General features: G+C 62.3%; 22 protein-coding genes and 3 tRNA genes. 17 read left to right on the top strand and 8 right to left on the bottom strand.

Annotated features, from left to right (window positions below):
* Positions 1–229 precede the first annotated feature (229 nt).
* The 13 genes from gatC (at position 230) to VJ923_RS08585 (ending at position 10,590) form a co-directional block, all read left to right on the top strand.
* On the top strand, positions 230–541 hold the full coding sequence (gene gatC / locus VJ923_RS08645; RefSeq protein WP_326440557.1) for an Asp-tRNA(Asn)/Glu-tRNA(Gln) amidotransferase subunit GatC: 312 nt from the start codon (positions 230–232) through the stop codon (positions 539–541).
* Positions 541–2,034, top strand: a complete 1,494-nt coding sequence (gene gatA / locus VJ923_RS08640; RefSeq protein WP_326440555.1) for an Asp-tRNA(Asn)/Glu-tRNA(Gln) amidotransferase subunit GatA — start codon at positions 541–543, stop codon at positions 2,032–2,034. The genes gatC and gatA overlap by 1 nt, the downstream gene beginning before the upstream one ends.
* A gap of 2 nt (positions 2,035–2,036) precedes the next feature.
* Positions 2,037–3,617, top strand: coding sequence for an Asp-tRNA(Asn)/Glu-tRNA(Gln) amidotransferase subunit GatB (gatB, locus tag VJ923_RS08635; RefSeq protein WP_326440553.1), 1,581 nt, complete (start codon positions 2,037–2,039; stop codon positions 3,615–3,617).
* A gap of 9 nt (positions 3,618–3,626) precedes the next feature.
* Positions 3,627–3,935 (top strand): holotricin-3, encoded by a 309-nt coding sequence (locus VJ923_RS08630; protein WP_326440551.1) that lies wholly within the window; start codon positions 3,627–3,629, stop codon positions 3,933–3,935.
* A gap of 336 nt (positions 3,936–4,271) precedes the next feature.
* Positions 4,272–5,615: a phenylacetate--CoA ligase family protein gene (locus tag VJ923_RS08625; RefSeq protein ID WP_326440549.1), complete on the top strand. Its 1,344-nt coding sequence runs from the start codon at positions 4,272–4,274 to the stop codon at positions 5,613–5,615.
* Between the two features lie 99 nt (positions 5,616–5,714).
* The gene (locus VJ923_RS08620; protein ID WP_326440547.1) at positions 5,715–6,371 is read left to right on the top strand and encodes a LysR substrate-binding domain-containing protein; all 657 of its coding nucleotides are present in this window, start codon (positions 5,715–5,717) and stop codon (positions 6,369–6,371) included.
* 92 nt (positions 6,372–6,463) lie between these two features.
* Entirely contained in the window at positions 6,464–7,099 is a 636-nt protein-coding gene (locus VJ923_RS08615; protein WP_326440546.1) for a 2-oxoacid:acceptor oxidoreductase family protein, read from the top strand.
* Positions 7,096–7,572 carry a 4Fe-4S dicluster-binding protein gene (locus VJ923_RS08610; protein WP_326440545.1) on the top strand — a complete coding sequence of 159 codons (477 nt, stop codon included), beginning with the start codon at positions 7,096–7,098 and terminating at the stop codon, positions 7,570–7,572. Before VJ923_RS08615 ends, VJ923_RS08610 begins: the two co-directional genes overlap by 4 nt.
* A complete protein-coding gene (gene porA / locus VJ923_RS08605; RefSeq protein ID WP_326440544.1) occupies positions 7,569–8,765 on the top strand; it encodes a pyruvate ferredoxin oxidoreductase in 1,197 nt (398 codons plus the stop codon). The genes VJ923_RS08610 and porA overlap by 4 nt, the downstream gene beginning before the upstream one ends.
* Positions 8,762–9,697, top strand: a complete 936-nt coding sequence (locus tag VJ923_RS08600; protein WP_326440542.1) for a thiamine pyrophosphate-dependent enzyme — start codon at positions 8,762–8,764, stop codon at positions 9,695–9,697. Before porA ends, VJ923_RS08600 begins: the two co-directional genes overlap by 4 nt.
* A 62-nt stretch (positions 9,698–9,759) precedes the next feature.
* A tRNA-Arg gene (locus tag VJ923_RS08595) sits at positions 9,760–9,835 on the top strand.
* Between the two features lie 55 nt (positions 9,836–9,890).
* Positions 9,891–10,190 carry a nucleotidyltransferase domain-containing protein gene (locus VJ923_RS08590; protein WP_326440540.1) on the top strand — a complete coding sequence of 100 codons (300 nt, stop codon included), beginning with the start codon at positions 9,891–9,893 and terminating at the stop codon, positions 10,188–10,190.
* On the top strand, positions 10,168–10,590 hold the full coding sequence (locus VJ923_RS08585; protein WP_326440539.1) for an HI0074 family nucleotidyltransferase substrate-binding subunit: 423 nt from the start codon (positions 10,168–10,170) through the stop codon (positions 10,588–10,590). Before VJ923_RS08590 ends, VJ923_RS08585 begins: the two co-directional genes overlap by 23 nt.
* A gap of 62 nt (positions 10,591–10,652) precedes the next feature.
* Here VJ923_RS08585 and VJ923_RS08580 read toward each other — a convergent pair.
* Both VJ923_RS08580 and VJ923_RS08575 read right to left on the bottom strand, forming a co-directional pair.
* Positions 10,653–10,726: transfer RNA gene (locus VJ923_RS08580), tRNA-Gly, on the bottom strand.
* A 132-nt stretch (positions 10,727–10,858) separates the two neighbouring features.
* A complete protein-coding gene (locus tag VJ923_RS08575; protein WP_326440537.1) occupies positions 10,859–12,046 on the bottom strand; it encodes an aldo/keto reductase in 1,188 nt (395 codons plus the stop codon).
* A 108-nt stretch (positions 12,047–12,154) separates the two neighbouring features.
* Here VJ923_RS08575 and VJ923_RS08570 point away from each other — a divergent pair, with 108 nt between their 5' ends.
* The 3 genes from VJ923_RS08570 to VJ923_RS08560 all read left to right on the top strand — a co-directional run bounded on the left by VJ923_RS08570 (position 12,155) and on the right by VJ923_RS08560 (position 15,094).
* The gene (locus VJ923_RS08570; protein ID WP_326440535.1) at positions 12,155–12,817 is read left to right on the top strand and encodes a TetR family transcriptional regulator; all 663 of its coding nucleotides are present in this window, start codon (positions 12,155–12,157) and stop codon (positions 12,815–12,817) included.
* A 228-nt stretch (positions 12,818–13,045) separates the two neighbouring features.
* The gene (locus VJ923_RS08565) at positions 13,046–14,518 is read left to right on the top strand and encodes an RNA-binding domain-containing protein (RefSeq protein WP_326440533.1); all 1,473 of its coding nucleotides are present in this window, start codon (positions 13,046–13,048) and stop codon (positions 14,516–14,518) included.
* A gap of 60 nt (positions 14,519–14,578) precedes the next feature.
* The gene (locus tag VJ923_RS08560; protein ID WP_326440531.1) at positions 14,579–15,094 is read left to right on the top strand and encodes a GNAT family N-acetyltransferase; all 516 of its coding nucleotides are present in this window, start codon (positions 14,579–14,581) and stop codon (positions 15,092–15,094) included.
* Between the two features lie 63 nt (positions 15,095–15,157).
* On the opposite strand, the gene VJ923_RS08555 is transcribed toward VJ923_RS08560, so the two are convergent.
* The 3 genes from VJ923_RS08555 to VJ923_RS08545 form a co-directional block, all read right to left on the bottom strand.
* The gene (locus tag VJ923_RS08555) at positions 15,158–15,442 is read right to left on the bottom strand and encodes a hypothetical protein (protein ID WP_326440529.1); all 285 of its coding nucleotides are present in this window, start codon (positions 15,440–15,442) and stop codon (positions 15,158–15,160) included.
* 337 nt (positions 15,443–15,779) lie between these two features.
* Entirely contained in the window at positions 15,780–17,339 is a 1,560-nt protein-coding gene (locus tag VJ923_RS08550) for a flavocytochrome c (protein ID WP_326440526.1), read from the bottom strand.
* Between the two features lie 159 nt (positions 17,340–17,498).
* The gene (locus tag VJ923_RS08545; protein WP_326440524.1) at positions 17,499–18,959 is read right to left on the bottom strand and encodes a helix-turn-helix transcriptional regulator; all 1,461 of its coding nucleotides are present in this window, start codon (positions 18,957–18,959) and stop codon (positions 17,499–17,501) included.
* A 134-nt stretch (positions 18,960–19,093) separates the two neighbouring features.
* Here VJ923_RS08545 and cimA point away from each other — a divergent pair, with 134 nt between their 5' ends.
* On the top strand, positions 19,094–20,683 hold the full coding sequence (gene cimA, locus VJ923_RS08540) for a citramalate synthase (RefSeq protein ID WP_326440522.1): 1,590 nt from the start codon (positions 19,094–19,096) through the stop codon (positions 20,681–20,683).
* A gap of 140 nt (positions 20,684–20,823) precedes the next feature.
* Here cimA and VJ923_RS08535 read toward each other — a convergent pair whose 3' ends face one another.
* From VJ923_RS08535 to VJ923_RS08525, 3 genes are all read right to left on the bottom strand, one after another.
* The gene (locus VJ923_RS08535; RefSeq protein ID WP_326440520.1) at positions 20,824–21,972 is read right to left on the bottom strand and encodes a DUF3810 domain-containing protein; all 1,149 of its coding nucleotides are present in this window, start codon (positions 21,970–21,972) and stop codon (positions 20,824–20,826) included.
* Positions 21,973–22,051: 79 nt separating this feature from the next.
* Positions 22,052–23,347: a hypothetical protein gene (locus VJ923_RS08530; protein ID WP_326440518.1), complete on the bottom strand. Its 1,296-nt coding sequence runs from the start codon at positions 23,345–23,347 to the stop codon at positions 22,052–22,054.
* A 52-nt stretch (positions 23,348–23,399) separates the two neighbouring features.
* A tRNA-Pro gene (locus tag VJ923_RS08525) sits at positions 23,400–23,476 on the bottom strand.
* Positions 23,477–24,118: the final 642 nt, after the last annotated feature.

Genomic DNA, 24,118 nt, shown 5'->3' with positions numbered 1-24,118 from the left:
ACGACGGTATCGGTGCACGAAAGAGCGACGGCTAAGCCAGAATGAGCGAACGGCGCACCGCTATCGTTCTTTTCGCGCATTTGGAAGCCGAGAAGGCGCTGCGGCATGCGGGATTTGCACCGCTATCGTGCTTTTCCGTCAGAGAGAGGGCCGAATAGGTCTGACGGGCGCGCCTTTTTGCTATCATGGGGCAGTTAACTTACTGAATCTTTCGAAGGAGCCCGTGTCTATGACGCAGCATCTTTCCGAGGCCGACGTGCGGGGCATCGCCGAATACGCGCGCATCGGACTCACCGCCGAGGAGGTGGTCGCCATGACCGCCGACCTCAACGCCATTATCGACAGCCTCGCGCCCATCACGGAGTTCGATCTTGAGGGCGTGGAGCCCACGTTCCATCCCATCGGCGATCTGTCCAACGTGATGCGCGACGATGCGGTTCGCGGCAGCTTCACTCAGGAGGTGGCGCTTTCCAACGCGCCGAAGCAGGAGGACGGCAGCTTCCTTATCCCGTCCATCTTGGGCGAGGGGGGTGACCGCTAATGGTTCGCGCTTTCGGAGAGATGTCCATCCGCGAGATCCAGGCCGGTCTCGCCGCCAAGGAGTTCTCGGCCGCCGAAGTGGCCCGCGGCACCTTTGAGCGCATCGCCGCTGCCGACGAGGTGGTGCACTCGTTTTTGGAAACCACCGAGGAGCTGGCGGCAGACGCCGCGGCCCGCATCGATAAAGCCATCGCCGAGGGGCGCTTGGCCGAGATGGGCCCGCTTGCCGGTGTGCCGGTGGGCTACAAGGACAACATGAACCTCACGGGCACCCACACCACCTGCTCGTCGAATATGCTGCGCAACTATGTCTCGCCCTATACCGCCACCTGCGTTGAGAACACGCTGCGTGCGGGCGCTCTGCCCATCGGCAAGCTGAACATGGACGAGTTCGCCTTCGGCTCTTCTACCGAGACCTCGGCCTTCGGCCCCACGCGCAACCCGTGGGATATCGAGCGCGTGCCCGGCGGCTCGTCCGGCGGCAGCGCGGCGGCCGTGGCGGCGGGGCTCGTGCCTGTGACGCTCGGCTCCGACACCGGCGGCTCCATCCGCCAGCCCGGCGCCTTCTGCGGCTTGGTGGCCGTGAAGCCCACCTACGGCGTGGTGTCCCGCTATGGCGTGGTGGCCTTCGGCAGTTCGCTTGACCAGGTGGGCCCCTTCGCCCGCTCGGTGGAGGATGCGGCCCTTGCGCTGAACGCGCTGGCCGGTCGCGACGAGCTGGACTGCACGAGCCAGCCGAGCGATGTGGACTTCACGGCGAACCTCGCCGAGGGTGTGGCCGGCATGAAGATCGGCATCGTGCCCGCCTTCATGAACGCCCAGGGCCTTACCTCCGAGGTGCGCGCGAAGGTGGAAGAGGCCGCCGCCGCGCTGGAGAAGATGGGCGCGGAGCTGGTGGAAGTTGATCTTCCCCATGCCCAGGCAGCTATGAGCGCCTACTACGTGCTCGGCCCCTGTGAGGCCTTCAGCAACCTCGCCCGTTTCGACTCGGTGCGCTACGGCTATTGCGACCCGGGTCACAAGGACCTCGGCAGCCAGTACGAGGCCAGCCGTCATGAGGGCTTCGGTGCCGAGGCGCGTCGCCGCATCATGCTCGGCAGCTACCTGTTGTCTGCCGGCGTGTACGAGAAGTACTACTATCCGGCCCAGCAGGTGCGCACCCTCATCACGCGCGATTACGCCGCCGCCTACGAGAAGGTGGATGTGATTTTGTCGCCCGTCGCCCCGCGCACGGCCTTCAAGTTCGGCGAGATCGGCGACCCCACGGAGATGTACCTCTCCGACATGTTCACCATCTCCATCAACATCGCGGGCAACGGCGGCATGTCGGTGCCCGTGGGCCTGGGCGCTGATACGCACCTGCCCGTGGGCGTGCAGCTCATCGCGCCTCCGTTCAAGGACGCGAACATGCTGCGCGCGGCCGCGGCTTTGGAGACGGTCTACGGAGCGGCCCCTGTCGCACCGGATTTCGCCGACGGAAAGGCAGGTGCGTAAAGATGAAGACCCTCGAAGAGGTATTCGAGACCTGGGAGGCCGTCATCGGCCTGGAGATTCACGCCGAGCTGACCACGCTGGAAACCAAGATGTTCTGCGGCTGCAAGCTGGAGTTCGGCGCGGCCCCCAACACCCATACCTGCCCGGTGTGCCTCGGCCTGCCGGGTGCGCTTCCCGTGCCCAACCGCGCGGCCATCGAGTCCATCGTGCTGGCGGGTCTTGCCACCAACTGCGATATCGAGAAGCACTCGATGTTCTACCGCAAGAACTACATGTACCCCGACATGGCCAAGAACTTCCAGACCACCCAGGGCCCCATCGCCTTCTGCATGCGCGGGCATCTGGATTTGGACGTGGACGGCCGCGGAGCCTCCGAGCGCTACCGCCTGGACGATTTGAAGCCCGGCGAGTGTGACGGCAACATCACGCGCACCGAGGACGGGTACGTGGCCCACGTGGGCATCACGCGCATCCATATGGAAGAGGACGCGGGCAAGATGGTGCACCTCGGCGGCGGCGAGGGCCGCATCGCCGGCGCCACGCAATCGCTCGTGGACTACAACCGCGCCGGCACGCCGCTCATCGAGCTGGTGACCGAGCCCGATCTGCGCACGCCCGAGGAGGCGCGCCTGTTCATGCAGAAGCTGCGCCAGATCTATCTGGCCATCGGCATCTCCGACTGCTCCATGGAAGAGGGCTCCCTGCGCTGCGACGGCAACGTATCGCTGCGCCGCCGCGGCACCGAGGCCTTCGGCACCAAGACCGAGCTGAAGAACATGAACTCCTTCAAGAACCTGCACGACGGCCTGGCCTACGAAATCTGCCGTCAGGCCGAGGTGCTGGAGGAGGGCGGCGTCATCTACCAGGAGACGCGCCATTGGGATCCCAGCGCCAAGCGCACCATCGTCATGCGCGTGAAGGAGACGGCCGACGACTACCGCCTGTTCCCCGAGCCCGACCTGGCGCCCTACGACCTTTCCGACGAGTTCATCGAGGGCGTGCGCGCGAAGCTGCCCGAGCTGCCCGACCAGAAGGCGCGCCGCTACGCCGCCGACTTCGGGCTGTCTGCCTACGACGCGCGGCATCTGGTGGACCACCGCGCCACGGCCGACTTCTTCGACGAGTGCATGGCCCTGGCCGCGGCCGAGGCTGATGGCGGCAAGTTCGCCAAGCCGCTCGCGAATCTCATCATCAACGACGTGACAGCCTACTTGAACGCCCATGAGGGCGCCTCGCTTGCCGATACGCCGCTTTCGGCCGCCCGCGCCGTGGCGCTCGTGAAGCTGCTTTCCGGCGACGTTATCTCCTCCAAGCAGGCCAAAGAAGTGTTCTCCGCCATCATGGACGAGGACAAAGACCCCGAGGCCATCGTGGAGGAGCGCGGCATGAAGCAGGTCTCCGACACCGGCGCCATCGAGGCTGTGGTGGACGAGGTCATCGCCGCCAACCCCGACGAGGTGGCCCGCTACCGCGAGGGCAACGACAAGCTCATCGGCTTTTTCGTGGGCCAGTGCATGAAAGCCATGCGCGGCCAGGGCAACCCCAAGATCATCAACGAGCTTCTGGCGAAGAAGCTCGGCTAGGAGGACGTCATGGGCATCTTCAAGGACGAGAGCGGCAACAGCTACGGCGATTGGACCCACCGCGGCCAGGGGCGCACCCGCGAGAACGCCAACGATATCGTGAGCAGCGGCGACGAGAAGAAGTGGTATGACCAGACATTCTGGATCATCTTCTTCTTGGTCATCTTCTGGCCCGTGGGACTCGTGCTTATGTGGCGGCGCGCCTGCACGTGGCACGTGGCGGTGAAGGTCGTCGTCACCATCGTGCTATTGTTTATGGCGATGCTGTCCTACCAGATGTCCCAGGCGGTGCTGGCGGCTCAAGGGACGCTCAGCTAGACAAGGGTTCGGGCCCGTCCGCGGCGAGGGGCGCCGGGGCCATTGTCGGCTTACCCGCTTCGCTATTCGCTTCGCTATTCGCTTCGCTCAGGCGCTGCGCTCCTTCATGCTTTTATGGGCAGCCTACGGCTGCGGATTAGGCGGTGTTCAGAGAAAGCCGCCAACGGCCCCGGCGTCCCTCGTCGCTACGTTTTCCCAGATGAAGCCTGTCATCGAAATCGGCGATGGCGGGCTTCCTGCTTTCCGTATGCCGTTTTGTCTTGCCTCGGGGGCGGGCTTCTGGTTTCATACTGGCTTACGAAAACAATCCCCGATACCTGCGAGCAAGGAGCAGTGATGGCGAAGAAGAACATCCCTTACGACCAGAAGTACTACGATCCGGAAATCGAGTGCATGCCGCGCCCCGAGCTGGAGGCCATGCAGCTCGAGCGCTTGCAGGAGATGGTCCAGTACGCCTACGACAACACGGTGTACTACAAGCGCTCCTTCGACGAGGCCGGCGTGAAGCCTTCCGATATCAAGACGCTGAAGGACCTGGAGAAGTTCCCCTTCATCGACAAGAAGACCGAGCGCGAGACCCAGCACGTGGGAACGTTTTTCGGCGAGATGTGCTCGGTGCCCGAGGAGGACGTCATCTTCATGGCCACCTCGTCCGGCTCCACCGGCGTGCCCACGGTAAGCCCCTTTACCCAGGAGGACTTCGACCTGTGGCAGGACACCGAGGCGCGCCTGTTCTGGCAGGCCGGCATGCGCCCGACCGACCGCTACGTGCACGGCCTGAACTTCGCCCTGTACGTGGGCGGCCCCGACGTCATCGGCGCCCAGCGTCTGGGCGCGCTGGCCATCTGGGTGGGCGCGGTGCCCTCCGATCGCCTCATCTTCGTGCTGCAGCAGTACCAGCCCACCATCATCTGGACGAGCCCGTCCTATGCGTGGACTTTGGGCGAGAAGATCAAGGAAAAGGGCCTCGACCCGCGCACCGACTTCTCCATCCATACCATCATCGTGGCCGGCGAGCCGGGCGGTTCCATCAAGAGCACCCGCGAGGCCATCGAGAACCTGTGGGATGCCAAGGTGGTCGACTTCTTCGGCCTGTCCGACATCTACGGCGCGTGCGCGGCCATGTGCGAGGCGAAGGACGGCCTGCACATCGTGGAGGACCAGATTCTCGTGGAGACGGTGGACCCGGCCACGGGCGAGGTGCTCGCGCCCGGCGAGGTGGGCGAGCTGGTGTACACCACGCTCATGAAGAAGGCCCGCCCCATGATCCGCTTCCGCACCGGCGACATCGGGTACTTCTCCACGGAGAAGTGCTCCTGCGGGCGCACCCTCGGCCGCATCCACATCACCGGCCGCAAGGACGAGATGTTCATCGTGGGCGCCGTGAACGTGTTCCCCTCCGATGTTGAGTATGTGGTGCGCGCCGAGGAGGGACTCACCGGCGAGTACCTCATCCGTGTGTGCGACGAGAACTTCTCCACGCGCTACGAGGTATCCGTGGAGCGCGCCCAGGGATCTGATGAGCCCTTCGACGCCGTGGCGGCCCGCGTGACGGCGGCCCTGAAGGCCCACACCGGCGTGAAGCCGGCCCGCGTGATCGTGTACGACGCCGGGAAGCTCGGCACCTCTTCCGAGCACAAGGCCAGCCGCTTCATCGACGAGCGCGCCAGCGCGAAGTAAGGCGACAGATTCGCAAATTCCAGGCCGGGCGGGCGCCGTTCCGCCCGGCTATCGCGTACCATTCGAAATGAAGAGATCCCACCGAAGAAGGGAACCTACATGACCTCTTACGACTTCTCCATCTCCGGGCAGCACTACCTGTTCGACGTGCAGTCCTTCGCCCACACCATCCTTGCGGCGGGCGGCGACGCCTACTCCTACGCGCTTCTGGACCGCACCACCCAGGGCGTTATCGACGACGTGGCCTCGGGCGCGTCCGAGCTGGGCGTCATCATGCAGACCTCCGCGACCGAGGACGCGCTGAACGCGGCTTTGGCCGAGGCGGGCCTGGCCTTCCACGAGCTGGCCGTGTCGGCGCCCCTGGTGGCGCTGCCGGCGAGCCACCCCTTCGTGAACGCGAAGAGCCTCACGCTCGAGCAGTTGGCCGACTACCCCTACGTGTACTTCGACCAGGGCGAGGACGCGCCCATCGCGTTTTTCGAGGAGGCTCTGTCGGAGGTGCCGCGCGCCAAGAAGGTGGCCTGCACCGACCGCGCGTCGCTGACCGAGCTCATCATGGCCATCAACGGCTACACGGTGACGAGCGGCATTCTGGTGGGTATCACCGACGGCAGCGCCCTTACCACCATTCCGCTGGAGACCGACATCAAGCTGCACCTGGGCTACGTGACCGCCGACAACCGCGAGCTGTCGGTGATGGGCGAGCGCTTCGTCAGCCACCTCGCGCGCAGCTTGGACTACTACGCCAACCGATAGGGAGTAGCGATGCTGCCAGTGAGGTGGCGACAGGTATAATGAGGGGACGGGCGAGAGGCCCGTCCCTTTTTCGTTTCACGTAAGGAACCATCATGTTGGAAGTCATTTGGCATGCGCGCGGTGGGCAGGGGGCCTTTACCGCGGCCCGGTGCCTGGGGGCCGCGGCGGCGCTGTCGGCCGGGAAGTGCGCGCTCGCCTTTCCCACGTTCGGGCCCGAGCGGCGGGGCGCCCCCATGCGCGCGTTCACCAAGATATCTCACGAGCCCATCGGCGACCGCAGCGCGGTGGCCCGCGCCCAGCTTCTGGTGTACCTGGACGAGACGCTGCTTGCCGAGGGATGGGATGCAGAACTGGCCCCGGGCGGTCTCATGCTGCTGAACAGCCGTCACGGCGCCGACGACCCGCGCGTGGTGGCCATCGACGCCGACGGCATCTCGGCCGCGGTGCTGGGGCGGCCCATTCCCAACACGGTGCTTCTCGGTGCGATCCCTGCGCTCTGCGATGCCGTGAGCCTGCACGACGTGCACGAGGGTATCCGCGCCACTATGCCGGAGAAACTGCACGAGCGTAACATCGCCATCGTGGATGCGGCCTTCGAGGAGCTTTCCTCGCGTGATGGCCTGCCGCACGTGGGCGGTTTGGGCGAGCGCGCGGGGGAGTCGGGCACAGGGCTGTTCGACCTGGCCGCCGCCGTGCTTCTGGAAGGGGAAGGAGGGGGTGCGCTGTGAGTCGCGACTTCACCCCGTATCTGCGCGACGGCCTGGCCTCCGCGCCCGAGCGGTTCGCCCGCTCCACCTGCTTTGAGGCGGGGCACCTCACCTCGGTGAACGCCGGTTGGCGCAGCGTGCGCCCCGTCATCGATGCTGCGCAGTGCACGCTGTGCCTGAGCTGCTATATGTACTGCCCCGACGGCACCGTCTTCAAGGTGCGCGACGATGAGGGCACGCTCACGTCGCTGGCGGTGGACTACGATTTCTGCAAGGGCTGCGGCGTGTGCGCGAAGGTGTGTCCCGTGCCCTGCATCGCTATGGTGGACGAGCAGGCGGCCGAGGAGACGGTGGAGGGGCCTTCGGGCGTCTCGACCGAGCGAGTTCCGCAGCGACGGGAACAGGACGCAACGTCCTGTTCCCCCAAGCGAGGACTGTCTGAGCGAATCGAGATGCCCGAAGGCCCCAATGCGTCGGAAGGAGGTGCCGCATGAGGAAGTTCCTCTCGGGCAACGAGGCTTTCGCCGAGGGTGTGCGCCTGGCGCGGCCCCAGGTGATTTCCGCCTATCCCATCACGCCCCAGACCACTGTGGTTGAGGCGCTGGCCTCCATGGTGGAGGAGGGGAGCCTGACTGCCGAGTACCTGCACGTGGAAAGCGAGCACACGGCGCTGGCGGCTGCCATCGGCGCCGCGGCCACGGGCGCGCGTACGTTCACGGCTACCTCGTCCCAGGGCCTGCTGTACATGGCCGAGTGCCTCACCTACGCCTCGGGCGGGCGGTTCCCCATCGTGATGATGAACGCGAACCGCGCCCTTGCGCTGCCGTGGAACATCTACGGCGATCAGCGCGACTCGCTGTCGCTGCTTGATCACGGCTGGATCCAGGTGTACGCCCAGGACAACCAGGAGGCGCTCGATCTGGCGCTCATGGCCTACGCGGTTGCCGAGGACGCGCGGGTGAGCCTGCCCGTCATGGTGAACGTGGACGGCTTCGCGCTCACCCACACCTATGAGTCGGTGGAGATTCCCACTGCCGATGAGGCCGACGCCTTCCTGCCGCCCTACGCCACGGAGAACCGGTTCAGCTTCGAGCGCCCGGTGAGCATCGGGTACTCGGCAGGTCCCGACTACAACAGCCACTATCAGTACTGGCACCATCGCGACATGCTGGCCGCCGAGGCGGTGATCGGCGAGGTGGAGGCGCGCTTCGCCGAGGTGTGCGGCCGCACCTACCCGGGTATGGTGGAGGCCTACCGCACCGAGGACGCCGATGTCGTGCTGGTCACCTTGGGCTCGGTGGCGGGACTTGCCCGCGACGTGGTGGACGAGCTGCGCGCCGCCGGCACACGGGCGGGGCTTCTGCGCATCCGCTACCTGCGGCCCATGCCGGCGCGCCAGGTGGCCCGGGCCCTGGCGGGCGTGCTCGCGGTGGGCGTGCTGGAGCAGGACATCTCCTTCGGCTTCGAGGGCACGGTGTTCGCGAACGTGATGAGCGCGCTGGCCCGCACGGGCTCGGTTCCGCCGGCGCTGAACTTCATCGGAGGCCTGGGTGGCGCCGACATTTCCCGCGCCCAAATGCGCGGGATGTACGGGCGCCTGGCGGCCCTGGCGGCAGGGGAAGGCGACGCAGTCGCGAACCCCGTCGTGTTCCTGGATGTGGACGGCGTGGAAGGGGGCGACCGATGAGCGTGAACGTGCGCACCATCACCGACGAGGAGTTCTTCTACGGCCACAAGGCGTGCCCCGGCTGCGGCGGCGCGCTGGCCGTGCGAGCGGCGCTCAAGGTGCTCGGGCCCCATGCGGTATCTGCGCTGCCGGCCGGCTGCATGAGCGCCACGGGCTTCAACTTCCCGCAGCTGGCCTTCGGTAACAACGCCATGATCACGCCCTTCGGCGGTACGGCCGCGGTGCTCTCGGGCATCGAGGCGGGGCTGCGCGCCCAGGGCATCAAGCCCGGCGACTGCACCGTGGTGGGGTTCGCCGGCGACGGCGGCACGGCCGACATCGGCTTGCAGGCGCTCTCGGGCGCTATCGACCGCAACGACGACGTGCTCTACATCTGCTACGACAACGAGGCCTACATGAACACGGGCATCCAGAAGTCGAGCCTGACGCCCTTCGGCGCCTCTACCACCACAACACCGGCCGGCAAGCGCGAACATGGTTGCCTCACAAGTAAGAAGAGCCTGTTCGACATTGTGGCGGCCCATCGCATTCCCTATGCGGCCACGGCGTCGGTGGGGTATCTGAACGACTTCATCAAGAAGGTGGAGCGCGCCCGGGATATCAAGGGCACCCGCTTCATCCACGTGATGGCGCCGTGCCCCGTGGGCTGGGGCTTCCCCTCGGCCGACATGGTGGACGTGGCGCGTGAGATCGTGGACACGGGTCTGTGGTATCTGGCCGAGTACGAGGGACCGGCGCTCACGGGCGCGCCGGGCGGCGCCTTCCGCCTGACCCGCAATCCCAAGCGGTTCGCGCCCATCGAGCCCTATCTGCGCCGCCAGAAGCGCTTCGGCGCCGACGACGCGGCCGACCTCGCCGCCATCGAAGCCGCCCGCGACGCCCGCTGGTCCTACATGCGCGAGAAGTGGGGGAAGGGACGCGACTCGGAATGACCCTCTTCGCCTTTCGCGAAGTTACGCTATAATGGGCTGACTGTCGAGATGGCTCGACGCTTGCGCCCATGGCTCAACGGATAGAGCAACGGACTTCTAATCCGTAGGTTGTAGGTTCGATTCCTACTGGGCGCACCAGAAATGGTTCGAGCCGGGGTGCCTCCCCGGCTCTTTCTTTGAGAGCGAATGCGCCATGTACGAGTACTGCGACATAGCAATGCGACCGTCAACGATTCTCACCACCGTAGATGAAACCGTGAGGGCGGTCGCCGATATCTGCCGGACGCGCGACTCGCGGGCGTGGCTCTTCGGCTCCCAGGCCCGGCAAAGGGCACGCTGCGGCAGTGACATCGACGTGGCGGTTCTGAGCGACGACTTTGATGCGATCGAAGAAGAGGTGGAGTCCTTGGACACGATCTTCCCAATCGACCTTGTCGACCTCACGCTTCCCTACGAGAGAGGAATCGAAAATGCCTGGGTTAGCATTGCGTGACCGATTCAAGTCGCTCTTGCGCCTTCTCGCCGACACGAACGAGTTCATCGACGAGATGCCCGAGTACCGCAAGCGCGATGGTGCCGCAATCATCTACGCGTTCAACAGCCTATTCGATATCGCTTGGAAGCTCATGAAGGACTCGCTTTCCGAGTTCTACGGGCTCGCCGACGTGAAGCCTTCTCCTCGCGATGTTGTCAAGCAATCGGGGGCGGTGGGGCTTATCTCCGATCAAGAGCTCTGGCTGGCCATGCTCAAGAACCGGAATCTGAGCACCCATGACTATATGAGTGTGAACCAGGAGCATTACTGCAACCTTATCAAGCGAGAGTACCTTCCCCTGATGGACGCGCTGAAGACGACAATCGCCGACCAGATTGAGGAGATGGACGAAGAGTAGTCCGCTGCGGCGCATCGATGGAAGAAGAACGGCCCCGTCAATGGCGGGGCCGTGGTGTTTCGTGGAGCGGGCGACGGGAATCGAACCCGCCTCATCAGCTTGGAAGGCTGAGGTTCTACCAATGAACTACGCCCGCAAAAGCAGAAGGGATTATACCCTAATTGCCTCATCCTTCGACGCAATTCCGATGAATAATCCATTAAGCGGCCGAGACCTCGGGTCGAAGAAGGCTCACGGCTCGATGAGCTTGTTTGCTCCTGTCATCGCGCTAACGGCTCATCATCCCTACGCCGAGCCGCACCAGGGTCGGAAGGCCGGGAACCTGAAGACGTTTTTTCACCGACGCCAGCTCGTTCGGGATATCGATGTGCTGAGGGCATTTCCCGAGGCAGGCCCCGCACCCGACGCAGTCGCTTGCGAAACGCGCATTGCCCACCATGGCCCCCGATGCCGTGATGTACTGGTGCATGCCCTGGTACCAGCCATGGGCGAAGGATGTGTTGTACGCGGCGAAGCACATGGGGATGTTCACCCCCTTGGGGCAAGGCAGGCAGTACCCGCATCCCGTGCAGGGGACCCGATAGCTCTTCGCGATATTCTCCCGCGCCTTCTCCACGGCCATGGCCTCGGCGCTGTCGAACGATCCCGGAAACGCCTCGTCGGCCGTCTCGATGTTCTGCAGCAGCTGCTCCTGCGTGTTCATGCCCGACAGCACAACGGTCACTTCCGGGTGGTTCCACACCCAGCGAAGGGCGAGCCTTGCCGGATCGTCGCCGATGCCGGCGTCGGAGAGGATGCTTCGCGCCGCGGTTGGCAGCTCTCCTGCCAACTTGCCTCCCAGGAGAGGCTCCATGACGATAACGGGAAGGCCGCGCTGCGCCGCTGCCATCAGACCGGCCGTGCCTGCCTGGTATTCCTCGTTCATGTAGTTGTACTGGATCTGACAGAAGTCCCAGTCGAAGGAGTCGAGCAGCAGGGGGAAGTCGGCTTTCGGCCCATGGTAGGAGAAGCCCACATTCAAGATGCGGCGCACTTCCTTCTGCTCCTTCACCCACTCTTCGAAACCCAGGGAGCTCAGCTGGCTCCATGCTGCCGCGCTCGTTACGTTGTGGACGAGGTAGTAGTCGATATGGTCGGCGCTCAGCCTCTCGAGGGAGCGCTCCAAGTACTTGTCGAAATCCGTCGCCGCCTCGCATCTTGCCATGGGCAGTTTGGTGGCGATGTGCACCTTGTCTCGCAGGCCGGGGTTTCGTGCGAATATTTCTCCGAGGGCAGCCTCGTTTCCGCTGTACAGGTAGGCCGTGTCGAGGTAGTTGATGCCTCGCTCAACGGCTTCGACGATAAGGCGCTCGGATGCGTCTATGTCGATGCGTCCCGCTGTGGACGGGAATCTCATGCAGCCGAAGCCCAGTGCCGACAGCTCGTTTCCGTTTTTGGCATCGGTTCTGAATTGCACGGCAGTCGCTCCTTGCGTAGAATTAGTTGCACGATGTAACTAAAATATAAGTTGCAAGGTGCAACTTGTCAACAAGGAACAGAGGCGAGGGTGGCCGAGGGGGACCAGATGTATCGACGCGCGCGGACGCAGGAGCAGAAGGACCAAAGGCTTGACGACATTCTGGATGCGACGGAATCCATCCTGGATAGGGGGTCGTACCACGACGTCACGCTCAGCGCCATAGCCGAGAGGGTGGGCTACTCGCGCGCCAACTTGTCGCACTACGTCAAATCGAAGGAGGAGATCCTCCTGCTTCTGTACATTCGGTCCCTGGGGGAAATTCTGGAAGACATGAGGGGGATCGATCCGACGACTCTGGATGCGTCTTCCGCAGACGGCCTCAAAGATGCTGCTGCCGTGCTGGCGTCGATGCTCTCCTCACATAGGAACTTCGGGAGGCTCGGGGCGCTTCTCGCGAGCATCATAGAGACCAATGTGAGCTTGGAATGTCTTATCGAGTGCAAGCGCGAGATCATCGCCATGATGGCCGAGGGGTCGGGCCTGCTCGTCGCATGCGGCCTGTTCGGTAATGCAGATGACGCGGCGGGGTTCCTCTTCGATCTGTCGAACTACGTTTCCGGCCTCTATCCCGCAACCCACCCGCTTCCCATACAGCGTGCCGCCTGTACGGAGACGGGCTACCCTGTTTCGTCCTACGAGGAATCGCTACGCGACTTCCTGACCGTCCAGCTCGTCGGCTACAGAGCGCTGAAGAAGGGGAGGGGCTGATTGTAGTCCCTGGCAGTTAACGCAGAGGACCGCCAAGGCGAGGATACGGCAAGGAGGTCGAAGCGCAACGACAGGCCCGAACCGCTCGATGTGGTGATGCCATGCAAGCGGAAAGGCATGGTGCCGGGGGAAGTTGCCCCGTTGCGGCAGTATTCCATTTTCGGAAATAGACGGTTTCGGGACGCGATGTCGGACGCTAGAATGTGAAAGACGGAGAAGGGTTGCTATATGGATTTCGCTCAGCTTGAAACCTATAAGGAGAACAATCGTTTCGAGGCCAAGGCCGCCCAAGGAGGCCTGCCGAGAAGTGTCTGGGAGACGGTTTCCGCTTTCGCCAACACCGAAGGCGGAGTCATTGTGCTTGGGGCCAAGGAGCGCAAAGACGGTACCTTGGAAATTGCGGGCCTTGGCGATGCGGACAAGATGCTCGACGATTTCTGGAATGCCGCGCACAGCCCCGATAAGCTGTCTTATTGCGTAACGTCCGACAGGGATGTCCGCATCGAGGGCGTCGATGGCAAGGAGCTGATCGTCATCGAGGTGCCGCGCGCTGGCAGGCGCTTGAGACCGGTGTATGTGAACGGCAACCCCGTCACGGGAACATATCGGCGCGACCACAAGGGCGATTACCGCTGTGCCGTAAACGAGATTCAGGCGATGTACCGGGATGCCTCGGACGAATCCGTCGACACTCGCGTCCACGAGAATCTGACGGTAGCCGACTTGTCGGCGGAGACGATCGGCTCGTACCGCAGAAGCTACGAGCTTCATCATAGCGCCCATGTGTGGACCGAGCTGCCCGATGAGGAGTTCCTTTGCCGGATAGGCGCGGCAAAGGTCGGAAGTGACGGCGCGGTTCACCCGACGAGTGCCGGCCTGCTCATGTTCGGCGAGGAATGGCGGATCATGGCGGAGTTCCCGCATTACTTTCTGGACTACCGCCAGGAGCTTGGCGTTGACGAGAGGTGGCAGGCTCGGATCACCTCCCAGGACGACAGCTGGTCGGGGAACGTCTTCGATTTCTTCCGGCGCGTCTTCAACAACATGAAGCAGGCCATTAACGTTCCCTTCAAGCTGGACGAGAACAGCGAGCGCATCGACGAGACCGAGGCGCACGATGCTCTGCGCGAGGCCATCGCGAACTGCCTCACGAACGCGGACTACAACGAGCGGCGCGGCGTGGTCTTCCTCTGGAAGGAAGACGGACTGCACTTCTCCAACCCTGGCGGCTTTCGCGTTGGCCTGAAGGACGCCTACATCGGCGGCAATTCCGACCCGCGCAACGAGACGATGATGAAGATGTTCACGCTCATCAACATCGGCGAGCGCGCTGGTGGTGGCATCCCCGACATGGTGAAGAAGTGGACTTCCGCCGGCTACGGAAGACCCGTACTTAGCGAGCGTGTGAACCCCGAGCGGTCGAGCATTTTCCTGCCGCTCGCAATTGGGCCCGTCGGCAATGTCGGTAATGATGTCGGTAATGATGTCGGCAATAGCATTCGAGATGCCATTACTGTTCTGAGCAAGACCGAGGCGAATGCCTTGAGGATCATTGAGGAGAATCCCAAGGCCAGCGCGCAGGCTATATCTGAGAGTCTTGGCATAAGCAAGCGGCAAGCCGAGAGGACGTTAAGCTCTCTTCGTGATAAAAGCTACATCGTGCGTGAAGGAGGCACCAGGGGGTATTGGGTGATTCAGTGAGTACCTACAAGTGAGAAAGTTTTTTGAATATCTCTTCGATACATTCCAAGGGAGGCTCTTATGGAAATCGTCGTCGCGCAGGCCGAGCATGTGGATGCCGTGACCGCCATAACAGATCAGGCTTGCGCGAACATGGCCGCCATGGGCATCGACCAGTGGCAGTGCGGCTATCCCGACCGGGGCACGTGGGAGGCCGATGTGGCCGCCGGCATGGCCTACGTCGGCTTGGACGAAGGCCGCGTCGTGGCCGTGTTCCGCTATGCCGATGAGTCCGAGGCGGCCTACGAAACTCTGGAGGGGACGTGGCTGACCGACGGCCCCTATGCCACTATTCACCGGTGCGCCGTGGACCCGGCCTGCCGGGGTCGGGGCATCATCGGTGAGCTCTTCGCCTTCGCCTGCGAGAAAGCTGCCGCTGACGGCATGGTCTCGGTGCGCATCGACACCCACAGCGACAACGCTCCCATGCGCCGTGCGGCGGAGAAGTTCGGCTTCACTTTCTGCGGCGACATCACGTTGACGGAGGGTCCGGAGGCCGGCGCTATGCGCATCGCCTTCGAGAAGGTTCTCGCTTAGCTGGGCGAGTTGGCCGGCGTCTCCCTACGCGAAGATGCTGGTTGGGGCTGCTGATGTGATCGATTAGGCGCTTCGGCGCACTTCGGTCAGATAGGCGTTGGCGCTGCGGGGAAACTCGCGGTTGAACGCGTTTTTCAGCAGGCGCTTGCCAGCCGCACCTGCGGGCACGGCCGTGCTCTCGGTGAGGAATCCGTCTTCTGCGAGTGTCCAGCCTTCACCGCCCTCGTCCCGCTTGAGCGTGAGGGAGCGGTCCTTTTTGAATGTGAGCAGGGTTAGTGATTGCAGCCCCTTGTCGGCCCGGGCGTTGAAGAGCTTCGCCTGCGCCTGCTTCACGGGAACGAGTTTCACCGCATGTCTCCTTATCGCCGTGGGTTTACGCCATCGCCTGCATCCAGGGCGCTTTCTCAGTCATTCTATGCTGCGATCTTCGGGCTCGGCGTGTCCCTCCGCCGGTTTTGGCTGAACTGTCAAGCAGAGGCCTTTTGCTTTGTGCCGGCGCGAGCTTTAGGATGACCTTCTTCAGGCGGTGGAGGCCATGTCCTATGCGAAGGCCATCGAGGCGCTCTGGTCTCTCACGGCGTCATAGAGGGTCTTACCGACCCGGCGCCGAAGAAGCGGAAAGTATAATGCCCCATGCACTTGCGGCGCATGGGGCATGGGGAGGGCTAGAAGTCGTTAGGGGGTCTTAGTCAATCGGCTCTGCGGCGGCATTCTGGCCGGCGATACGGCCATTGACGAGGCAGTCGGTAGTTGCGCAGGAGCCTAGGCGACATGCGCCGTGAACGCCGCCTGCGGCCTCTCCGGCGGCGAACAGGCCGAGAATAGGGGACAAGTTCATGTCCAGAACATGGCAGTCCAGGTCCGTCTTGACACCACCCATGCAATGGTGCACTTTGGGCCAAAGGCGGACACCGTAGTACGGGGCCTCGTCGATGGGCTGCGCGTCATCGGGAATAGGCTTTTCGAAATCGGCATCAACCTTATCCTTGACGAAGGTGTTGTAGCGTGCAATCTCCTCAACGACAGCGTCGGCCGGCATGTCGTAGAACTCGGCAGCTTCTTCAAGAGTGCTGAACTCGTGGGTTATGCCCGCGTCAATGGCGTTCTGGAGCCCTGTGCCGTAAAGTGCCTTGTTGCAAGTAATTTGAATGCAGGGCTCTCCGGTTTCCAGAATGGCGTCAGCGTAGCGCTTGCGATCGGTGAGTTCGTTGACAATGCGCTTTCCTGTGGCTTTACAAAGCGTGGGGGCATAGCTGGCCTGCCCATCGGTATAGAAGGCGGCAACGCCGTAACCCTGCTCGTCGGGGCTCATGAAGGGGAGTAGCTGGATCCAGTCGGTGTGCACGGCCATAGCGCCGGCCGCAACAGAGGCTTTGAGCGACTCCGCGGTAGCGCCTTCCTGGTTGGTGCAATCGACCGTGTCGTTCAAGCGCGGGTCCTGGGCCATGCGAAATTCCAAATCGCGACCAAATCCGCCCGTGGCCAGCACGACGGCGCGCGATGCGTGTATGGCGAGTGGTTTGCCGCTTTCGGGGTCGTTATCGATGGCGCCCTCGCGCACTTTGGCGCCGACTACTCGACCGCTTTCATCCTGGACTAGCTCCGTCAACATGCGCTCTGTTTCAACTTCGACGCCCATTTCGCCTAGCTTCGCGGCAAGCGGGGTGGTTACGTTCGATCCGCCGCCGACCCCCTGGCAGATGGTGCGCATGATGGAATGGCCTCCATAAGGGTACAGGTAGGGCTCCCCGTTTTCGTCCTGATCCCACGTGGCGCCCATTTCATTGGACCACTCCCACGTCTCGTTGGACTTCTCTGCGATGAGTCGGCACTTGTCCTTGTCGTTCAGGTAAAGCCCGGCAATGAGCATGTCCTCCACAAAGGCATCGATGGAGTCGCTGATGCCCTCGCGCTCTTGCACGCTGGAGCCGCAGACGGCCATATCTCCCGCAGCGAAGGCGGAGTTGCCCCCAATGCGGTTCATCTTCTCGATAATCTTGACATCCGCTCCTGCGGACTTGGCCTCAAGCGCTGCAGCGAGTCCGGCGTATCCGCTTCCGACGACGAGCACTTCGCACTCCTCATCCCAATTCAGCTCGCTTCCTTGATTTCCCGAAGCCGCAAGTTCCTTTTCCTGGGTGCTCTTAGGGGCGCATCCGCTCAAGCCAAGAGCGGCCAAGGCGCCAGCAGCGGCTGCCCCTGCGACAAACGAACGGCGGGATACGGTTTCTGTTGTTTCCTTCATGAATCTCTCCTTCTCATCTTTGTGATGGCTCCGATTGCTTTCGGTGACACCACCGTAGAGGAAAGGTGCTCTGGATGCACCCCGCTTTGGGAGGGTTTTGCCAATACCCCCCTTTTGGTGGGGTGTCCGACCAGGAGAAACGTGAAATAGAGGCTTGACCTAGCGAACAGGAAGAGAGCTTGCGAGATCGATAATTTCTTGTTTGGAATGGACGCCGAGTTTAGCGTAGATGCTCTTTTGGTAGCTCTTGACCGTGTTGCGGGACAGGAAGAGATGCTCGCTGATAAAGGCTGCATCACGTCCTTGGGCGAGCAGGAGCAAGATACCGGCTTCGCGATCGGTGAGCCCATATTCCGCAGACAAATCTTGGCAGCGCGTTTTCTTGAGGTCCCCCTGATTTTGCGCATAGCGGCCGAGCTGCTCATAAGCGGCTTTTGCTTCTTTAAGGGCCTTGCGTCTTTCGTGGGCATTTACGAGCCAAGCGGCCATCAAGATGATGTAGAGGAGGAAGAAAGCCACTGCTGTCGTGCGGACGAAATCTGCGCTTCCGTCTATCTGGAAGGCAATTGCGATATTCATGCCGAGGAAAAGGCCGAAGCGTGGAAGGGCGTAGGCCAAAGCAATGGAAGATAGCAGCCGAGTGCGATTGTGCGCAAAAGTGATGACAACGAGGTAGAAAAGCGAGAGCATGACGAGCTTCCAGCCAGCGGCAATGAGCGAGTTGAGCGCCACGGCGTAGGCTGCAGGAAGAAACGGAAGAAAAAGCATGGCAGCAGCGAGGAAGCCGAAGACAACGTTGAATAGCATGGTTGCGGACGACTGCTTCGCTGCAGCGAAATAGAGCGTAAAGGCGATAGCTGCGAAGACGCCGCCGAATTTCGAAATACCGGTAGTGAATTCAACCGAAGAACCCGCCCCGCTGGCTGCGATGTCTATGACGCCGTAAGCAATGGACAAAGCGAATGTGCCCACACCTGAAACAAGAAAGGTGTTGAGGAAGCTCCGCGCGTCCATCCTCGTGGAGGCGGGAGACGACTCGCTCGATTTTGGCGCGCGGGCGAAACTGATGTTCGTGGACGCTTTCAGGCAGAAGGCCGACGCGCCTAAGACCGCGAGCTGCGCGATGAGCGAAAACGTCGCAGGCAGAAGGCTCCACCCGATGTCGAGGAGCATGCCGAGAAGAGCCATGATGCCGCAAGCGAGGGCGATTAAGCGTCGGGGGAACGCCGCGAGCGAAGCGAAGAAGAAGGGCGCGGTTAGGCTCATGCCCGCGCCTGCGCAAAAAGCTGCAATCCCGAAGAGCGAAGCGGCCGGCGCGGCGGATGCGTGCCAGAGAGCGAAGCATAGCGCCGCCGCAAGAAGCACGTATCCGGCATAAGCGAAGATTTTCTGGCGGGTTGCGGCCGCTCGTCCGGCAAGAGCTGAAAAGATAGCGGCTACGACAAACATGGTCGGATTGAGCACGTTGTCGAAATGCTGTACGTCAAAACCTTCGCGTCCTAGGAGCGATGTGGAGTAGAAGAAAGAGACGCATACCGCGTAGAACAGCGCAAAGCCCAGAGAGGCTAGAGCGAAACGGCGCTTCTCGTCGGCGTTTAGATGTGCGGTTCCGGTTGCCATGGTCCCCTCCCATATCACGGCTCGTGGCAGAGCCCATCATTATAGACAAGCATCGAAGAGTCGTGCTCGCAGAAAGGGCTTGATGGCTCGTTGCCCTATAATGGTTGCGATTTCGCCAAGCGAAGGGAGTCGCCATGGGCAGGCACATCTACACCTACGATACGACGTTGCGAGATGGGGAGCAGTGCGAGGGCGTGACGCTTTCGCTCGAGGACAAGCTCGCCATTGTACGGCGCCTCGACGAGTTCGGCATCGATTTCATAGAGGGCGGCTTTCCTGCGTCGAACCCCAAAGACGTGGCCTTTTTCCGGAACGTGGCGGCTATGGATTTGCGCCACGCGCAGATCGCCGCGTTCGGTTCCACGTGCAAGAAGGGGGTCGCCGCCGCCGAGGACGCGGGGTTGGCCGACTTGCTCGCCTGCGGGGCGCCGGTGGTGACCATCGTGGGGAAGACTTGGGACGCCCAGGTGGAACGGGCCCTGCAAACGACCCTTGACGAGAACCTGCGCATGATTGCCGACTCGGTGGCCTATCTGGCCGCCGCCGGGCGGCGCGTGGTGTTCGACGCCGAGCACTTCTTCGACGGCTACAAGGCCAACCCCGACTACGCCCTTGCCTGCATCGGCGCCGCCCTCGAGGCCGGCGCGGCTTCGGTGGACCTCTGCGAGACCAACGGCGGCGCGCTGCCCTTCGAAGTGGAGGAAATTGTCGCGGCGGCCGCCGTGGCGTTTCCCGATGCGAGCTTCGGCATCCACTGCCACAACGATTCGGGATGCGCCGTTGCCAACACGCTCGCCGCCGTGCGCGGCGGGGCGAGCCAGGTGCAGGGCACGGTGAACGGCATCGGCGAGCGCGTCGGCAACGCCGATCTGCTCACGGTCATCGCCGATTTGGAGCTGAAGATGGGGGACGTGTGCGTAGGGGAGCGCAGCCTGGCGCAGCTCACAAGCGTGTCTCAGTACGTGGCCGAGCTGTGCAATATGTCGGTATCGGCCCACCATCCCTATACCGGTGCGAGCGCCTTCGCCCACAAGGGCGGCTTGCACGCGAGCGCCATCGCGCGGTTCCCCGAGGCCTACGAGCACGTGAGGCCCGATGCGGTGGGCAACGCAAACCGCATGCTCGTGAGCGAGCTGGCGGGCAAGGCGTCCCTGTTGCAGAAGGCGGCCTTCCTCGGGTTCGATTTGGAGGCGGCGGGAATCGATGTGCAGGCGGTGCTCGACGGCATTAAGGAGCGCGAGGCGGCCGGCTTCACCTACGAGGTGGCCGACGGGTCGCTGGCGCTTCTGCTCATGCGCCATCTTGGCCTGTACGAGCCCTCGTTCACGTTGGAGAGCTTCCGCGTCATCGTGGACGACCGCGAGGATACCGGCGCCCTGGCGAAGGATGCGCTGTCCGAGGCCACGGTGAAGATTCACGTGGGGAAGGAGCGCTTCGTGGCCACCGGTGAGAGCACCGGCCCCGTGGGCGCTTTGGATGCGGCGCTGCGCCTGGCCATCGCGCCGTCCTATCCGCAGGTGGCCGCACTTGAGCTGACCGACTACAAGGTGCGTCTGCTGGACGAGAGCCAGGGTACCGACGCCATCACCCGCGTGACCATCACCACCACCAACGGTCGCGACACCTGGGGCTCGGTCGGTGTCTCCGAAAACGTCATCGAAGCCTCGTGGAACGCCCTCGTCGATTCCCTCGAATACGGCCTCTACCGCGCTCGACAACAGTAGGTACCGCTTCGCCTTTTCGAGTCAAGAACTTCTTCGTTGGTAGCGCTGACTAAAAACGCTAAAGTTGCTAAAAACGCTAAAGTTGCTAAAAACGCTAAAGTTGCTAAAAACGCTAATAGACACTTCTAAGTGCTTCGATGTTATCGGGCACGCTGCTCGGCGAGCAGCAGGTCTACCATGCGGCCGTAGCTGCGGGTGCCGTCGGTTTGCTGGTTGGCTTTCAGGTAGGCGTTGTTCGCGGCGTTTGATGCTTCAGCCACGGGCCCTTCGAATTGCTCCAGGTATTCCGAGCGGGCCCGGCGATCGGCCTTCACGGCTTCGGACAGCCTGTCGTTGATGGCGACCGCACGCTCGTGGTCGACGCGGTTCAGCGCTCCGATGGCGTAGTCGTAGGCAAGCGAGTAGCCGCTGTAGCGCGTCAGCGGGTCGGCGGCGTCCTTGCAGACGAGGTAGCCGATAAAGTTCGCCTCGTCTTCGCGCATGAAACCGCACTGGTGGGCCATCTCGTGGCCCATGGTGGCCGGAATGGTGAAGAACGGTCCGTCGGTGTTGATGTTCGACTCTACGGTGAAGGGGAAGTACATGCCGGCGATGTCGGCATAGCTCAAAAGCTCGGAGAAAAGCACGGGCTTGGGCGGGGAGTACAGCGGGCGCGAAAGCGCCGGGTACTTCTCGGCCAGCACCTGCATGTTCGCCACGGTTTCGTGGGAGTACGTCCAGAAGCCGCCGCGGGATTCGGCGTAGACGTCGGGCACCTGCGCGTTGGCGACGCCGTCTGCCTTGCTCGCGCTGTCAGGGCCCTCGACGGCCTCGGCAACTTCATCCCGCGTCTCGTTCACGTTTTCGGCCAGGCTCTCGCAGAGCGTCGTCAGCTCATCGGTGGTCGATTCCTGCAAGGTGAAGCCGGCCTCTTCCGCGAAGGTGTGCCGATAGTAGTTCAGCCCGCACATGAGCGCAAAGGTGAAGTAGCCAACCGAGACGACGGCCAGAAGCGTCGCGAGCGCCTTCCAAACCACGAGCCCGCGCTCGCCTTTGCCGCGCACGAAAGCGATAACGTAGAAGGCAAGCCATCCAATGCAGAAAACCAGAAACGCGACTACCGCCCACTGCGCTACCGAAAACGGTGCCAGCGACGGCAGAAAGCCCCAGGCCGAGGAAATCCACGGGTAGATGCCCCGGCTGAACATAGCATCGGCCGCCCCCGGGTTTCCCTGAGCAAGCCACGTCAGCACCAGCGCCACCGCGCCGGGCACTAAAAGCCACAGTCTTTTCAGCCGAAATCGTTCCATACCCGCATTATGGCAGAACCCGAAGGCCCCAAACGGTTCTGTTGCAGTGCTGACGAATCTGCCCTATGGCGACCAAGTGCTACTGAGCGAGGAATTGCCGGGCGCGAGCGCGCACGAACTCGCCAAGCGCCACAAGGCGCGCTTCGCCGATGGTTTTACCCGCAGGATGGGTGTGGCGGTATTCGTCGATGAACCCGCTTCCGTCGAAACGGAAGTCCTCCAAGCGTTCAAGTTGCGAGCGCTGCGTTTCGCCCAAGAGCACTGCGGCTTGCTTGTCGAGGGTAGCGTCAAGAATGCCAGGAGCTTCGACAACACGGGACAGCATGGCGTCCAGCTGGAGGCTCTCGTCGAAATCGCGTGCGAAAAGTGAGACGTTGTTGTCGAAGATGGGCGCCATGTCGAAGACGCGCCCCGTTGCGTTGTCGCGTAGCACGCCGAAGTTTCCCGTGTGCCGGTCGCTATTGGCGATAATCGCATCGAAGACGGCCATCGAGCGGAGCTCATCAGCTGCTTCTTCGCTTATATCCCCGAAGTAGGCCAGCGCCAGTTCCAAATCGCAAAGCTGCATCGTTGCTGATGGCAAGCATAAATCGAAGGGCACAAACGAGACGTCGGCTGTGTTGAAGAGCGCGCACGTCGAGCACAGCTTGTCATGCCATTCTTCCAGATGGTAGGGCACCGCGTTGAACATGCCCGCTTGCGCGACTTGCCAGGCAAGGGCTTCCGAATAGGGCTCGCGCCCGTAATGGGGGGCGGCCATGACCGAGCCCGCCTTGTACAGAATCAGCTCACCGTCAATTTTGCGCCACGTTTTGGGGAAGGCTCCCGAAGGCGTCAAATCCGAGGGGCGGCCCGTTCCCACAACGCCTTCGGGAATGGCGCCCGTGTAGGCGATAACCTGCAGCACCTCATCGAAGTCGTTGTCGAAAAGGTTGTAGTCGCTCCAGGGGATATCATCTTCGACGGGGACGACGGAGTACGCATCGTTGACGGATACGCCGCGCGACAAGTCGATGATTCCCTTGGTGTCGTTGGAGGACAGCCCGTAGGGCCGAAGCACCTCTTCGAGGTAGGCGCGTCCTTTCGGAATGCGGCGACTGTTGAGAAAACGTGCAAGCTCAACGTCGTCGGGGGATTGCATGATGTTCAGGGGCAGCAAGTGAGCGAGATTCTCGTCAACCTCAAGGTTGCGCGCACGAAATCCTGTCAGCGTTTTCTCAAACTGAAACTGCGCCAACGGTGTGTCGTAAACCTTGATCTGATATGTCCGCCCATCTGCCATGCCCGACAGTTTAGCACAGGATAATTTCGCTCCAACTGCATGAACGGGTAGGTTAGTGCGGGCCGATGCACCGCTATCGTGCGATTTGCGCAAAATCTGACAATGTTGCTGCGTGAGGCGAAGGAGTAAAAGGGGAATAGGGAAATGGTCGGGATGACAGGATTCGAACCTGCGACATCCTGCTCCCAAAGCAGGCGCGCTACCAGACTGCGCCACATCCCGACGCTTCAACATGTCGCCCATCGCGGCGCAGGGCAAAGCCCGCCTGCGCCCCTGCGAGGGACGAAATCTGCCCCAGCATAAACAGGGGGCAAACCCCGTCTTCCGAAGACGTTCTGCCTTCGAAAACGGCGCCGTAGATTATAGCAGAACGAAAACGGCGCGCTATCGCCTTTTCTACGGGATCGACATTGGGAGGGGGAGGCGCCCTGGGTGGCCCTCGATGCCCAGATGCACAACAGTGCCCGCTCCTTTTCCAGATGAAACGCCTCATCGTTGATCAATAAGATGATCTCAAAGTGAAACGCTCAGGGCAAAAGAAGACTTTTGAACTCAGCTTTAAGTGACAGCTTGATGTCATCTCGATACCGCCGCGACAACCAAACCTCCTGTTTCCTGAAGCCCACCACAAGTTGTGGCAAAGTTGGCCTTGTCCAAACACAACAGACCTTGATACGACTTGGGGCAACAACTTCAGGGCGCTTGAGATCTTCTGTGGCTGGCGAAAAGTTCTATCCGCTACCAAGATAGGAGAGCTTTTATGCAAGGAGTAAACGTCAAGAGCGAGATCGGCGAGCTCAAGAAGGTCATCCTTCACCGCCCCGGCGACGAGCTGCTGAACCTCACCCCCAACACCCTGGAGGA

The organism is Adlercreutzia shanghongiae, from assembly GCF_035830635.1.
Lineage (GTDB): Bacteria > Actinomycetota > Coriobacteriia > Coriobacteriales > Eggerthellaceae > Adlercreutzia > Adlercreutzia shanghongiae.
The sequence above is the reverse complement of the archived record's forward strand: the minus strand, read 5'-3'. Positions and strand labels throughout refer to the sequence as shown.

Coding starts and splice junctions, on each gene's coding strand:
- gatC (WP_326440557.1), top strand. CDS start 230: ATGACGCAGCATCTTTCCGAGGCCGACGTGCGGGGCATCGCCGAATAC.
- gatA (WP_326440555.1), top strand. CDS start 541: ATGGTTCGCGCTTTCGGAGAGATGTCCATCCGCGAGATCCAGGCCGGT.
- gatB (WP_326440553.1), top strand. CDS start 2,037: ATGAAGACCCTCGAAGAGGTATTCGAGACCTGGGAGGCCGTCATCGGC.
- VJ923_RS08630 (WP_326440551.1), top strand. CDS start 3,627: ATGGGCATCTTCAAGGACGAGAGCGGCAACAGCTACGGCGATTGGACC.
- VJ923_RS08625 (WP_326440549.1), top strand. CDS start 4,272: ATGGCGAAGAAGAACATCCCTTACGACCAGAAGTACTACGATCCGGAA.
- VJ923_RS08620 (WP_326440547.1), top strand. CDS start 5,715: ATGACCTCTTACGACTTCTCCATCTCCGGGCAGCACTACCTGTTCGAC.
- VJ923_RS08615 (WP_326440546.1), top strand. CDS start 6,464: ATGTTGGAAGTCATTTGGCATGCGCGCGGTGGGCAGGGGGCCTTTACC.
- porA (WP_326440544.1), top strand. CDS start 7,569: ATGAGGAAGTTCCTCTCGGGCAACGAGGCTTTCGCCGAGGGTGTGCGC.
- VJ923_RS08600 (WP_326440542.1), top strand. CDS start 8,762: ATGAGCGTGAACGTGCGCACCATCACCGACGAGGAGTTCTTCTACGGC.
- VJ923_RS08590 (WP_326440540.1), top strand. CDS start 9,891: ATGTACGAGTACTGCGACATAGCAATGCGACCGTCAACGATTCTCACC.
- VJ923_RS08585 (WP_326440539.1), top strand. CDS start 10,168: ATGCCTGGGTTAGCATTGCGTGACCGATTCAAGTCGCTCTTGCGCCTT.
- VJ923_RS08570 (WP_326440535.1), top strand. CDS start 12,155: ATGTATCGACGCGCGCGGACGCAGGAGCAGAAGGACCAAAGGCTTGAC.
- VJ923_RS08565 (WP_326440533.1), top strand. CDS start 13,046: ATGGATTTCGCTCAGCTTGAAACCTATAAGGAGAACAATCGTTTCGAG.
- VJ923_RS08560 (WP_326440531.1), top strand. CDS start 14,579: ATGGAAATCGTCGTCGCGCAGGCCGAGCATGTGGATGCCGTGACCGCC.
- VJ923_RS08550 (WP_326440526.1), bottom strand. CDS start 17,339: ATGAAGGAAACAACAGAAACCGTATCCCGCCGTTCGTTTGTCGCAGGG.
- VJ923_RS08545 (WP_326440524.1), bottom strand. CDS start 18,959: ATGGCAACCGGAACCGCACATCTAAACGCCGACGAGAAGCGCCGTTTC.
- cimA (WP_326440522.1), top strand. CDS start 19,094: ATGGGCAGGCACATCTACACCTACGATACGACGTTGCGAGATGGGGAG.
- VJ923_RS08535 (WP_326440520.1), bottom strand. CDS start 21,972: ATGGAACGATTTCGGCTGAAAAGACTGTGGCTTTTAGTGCCCGGCGCG.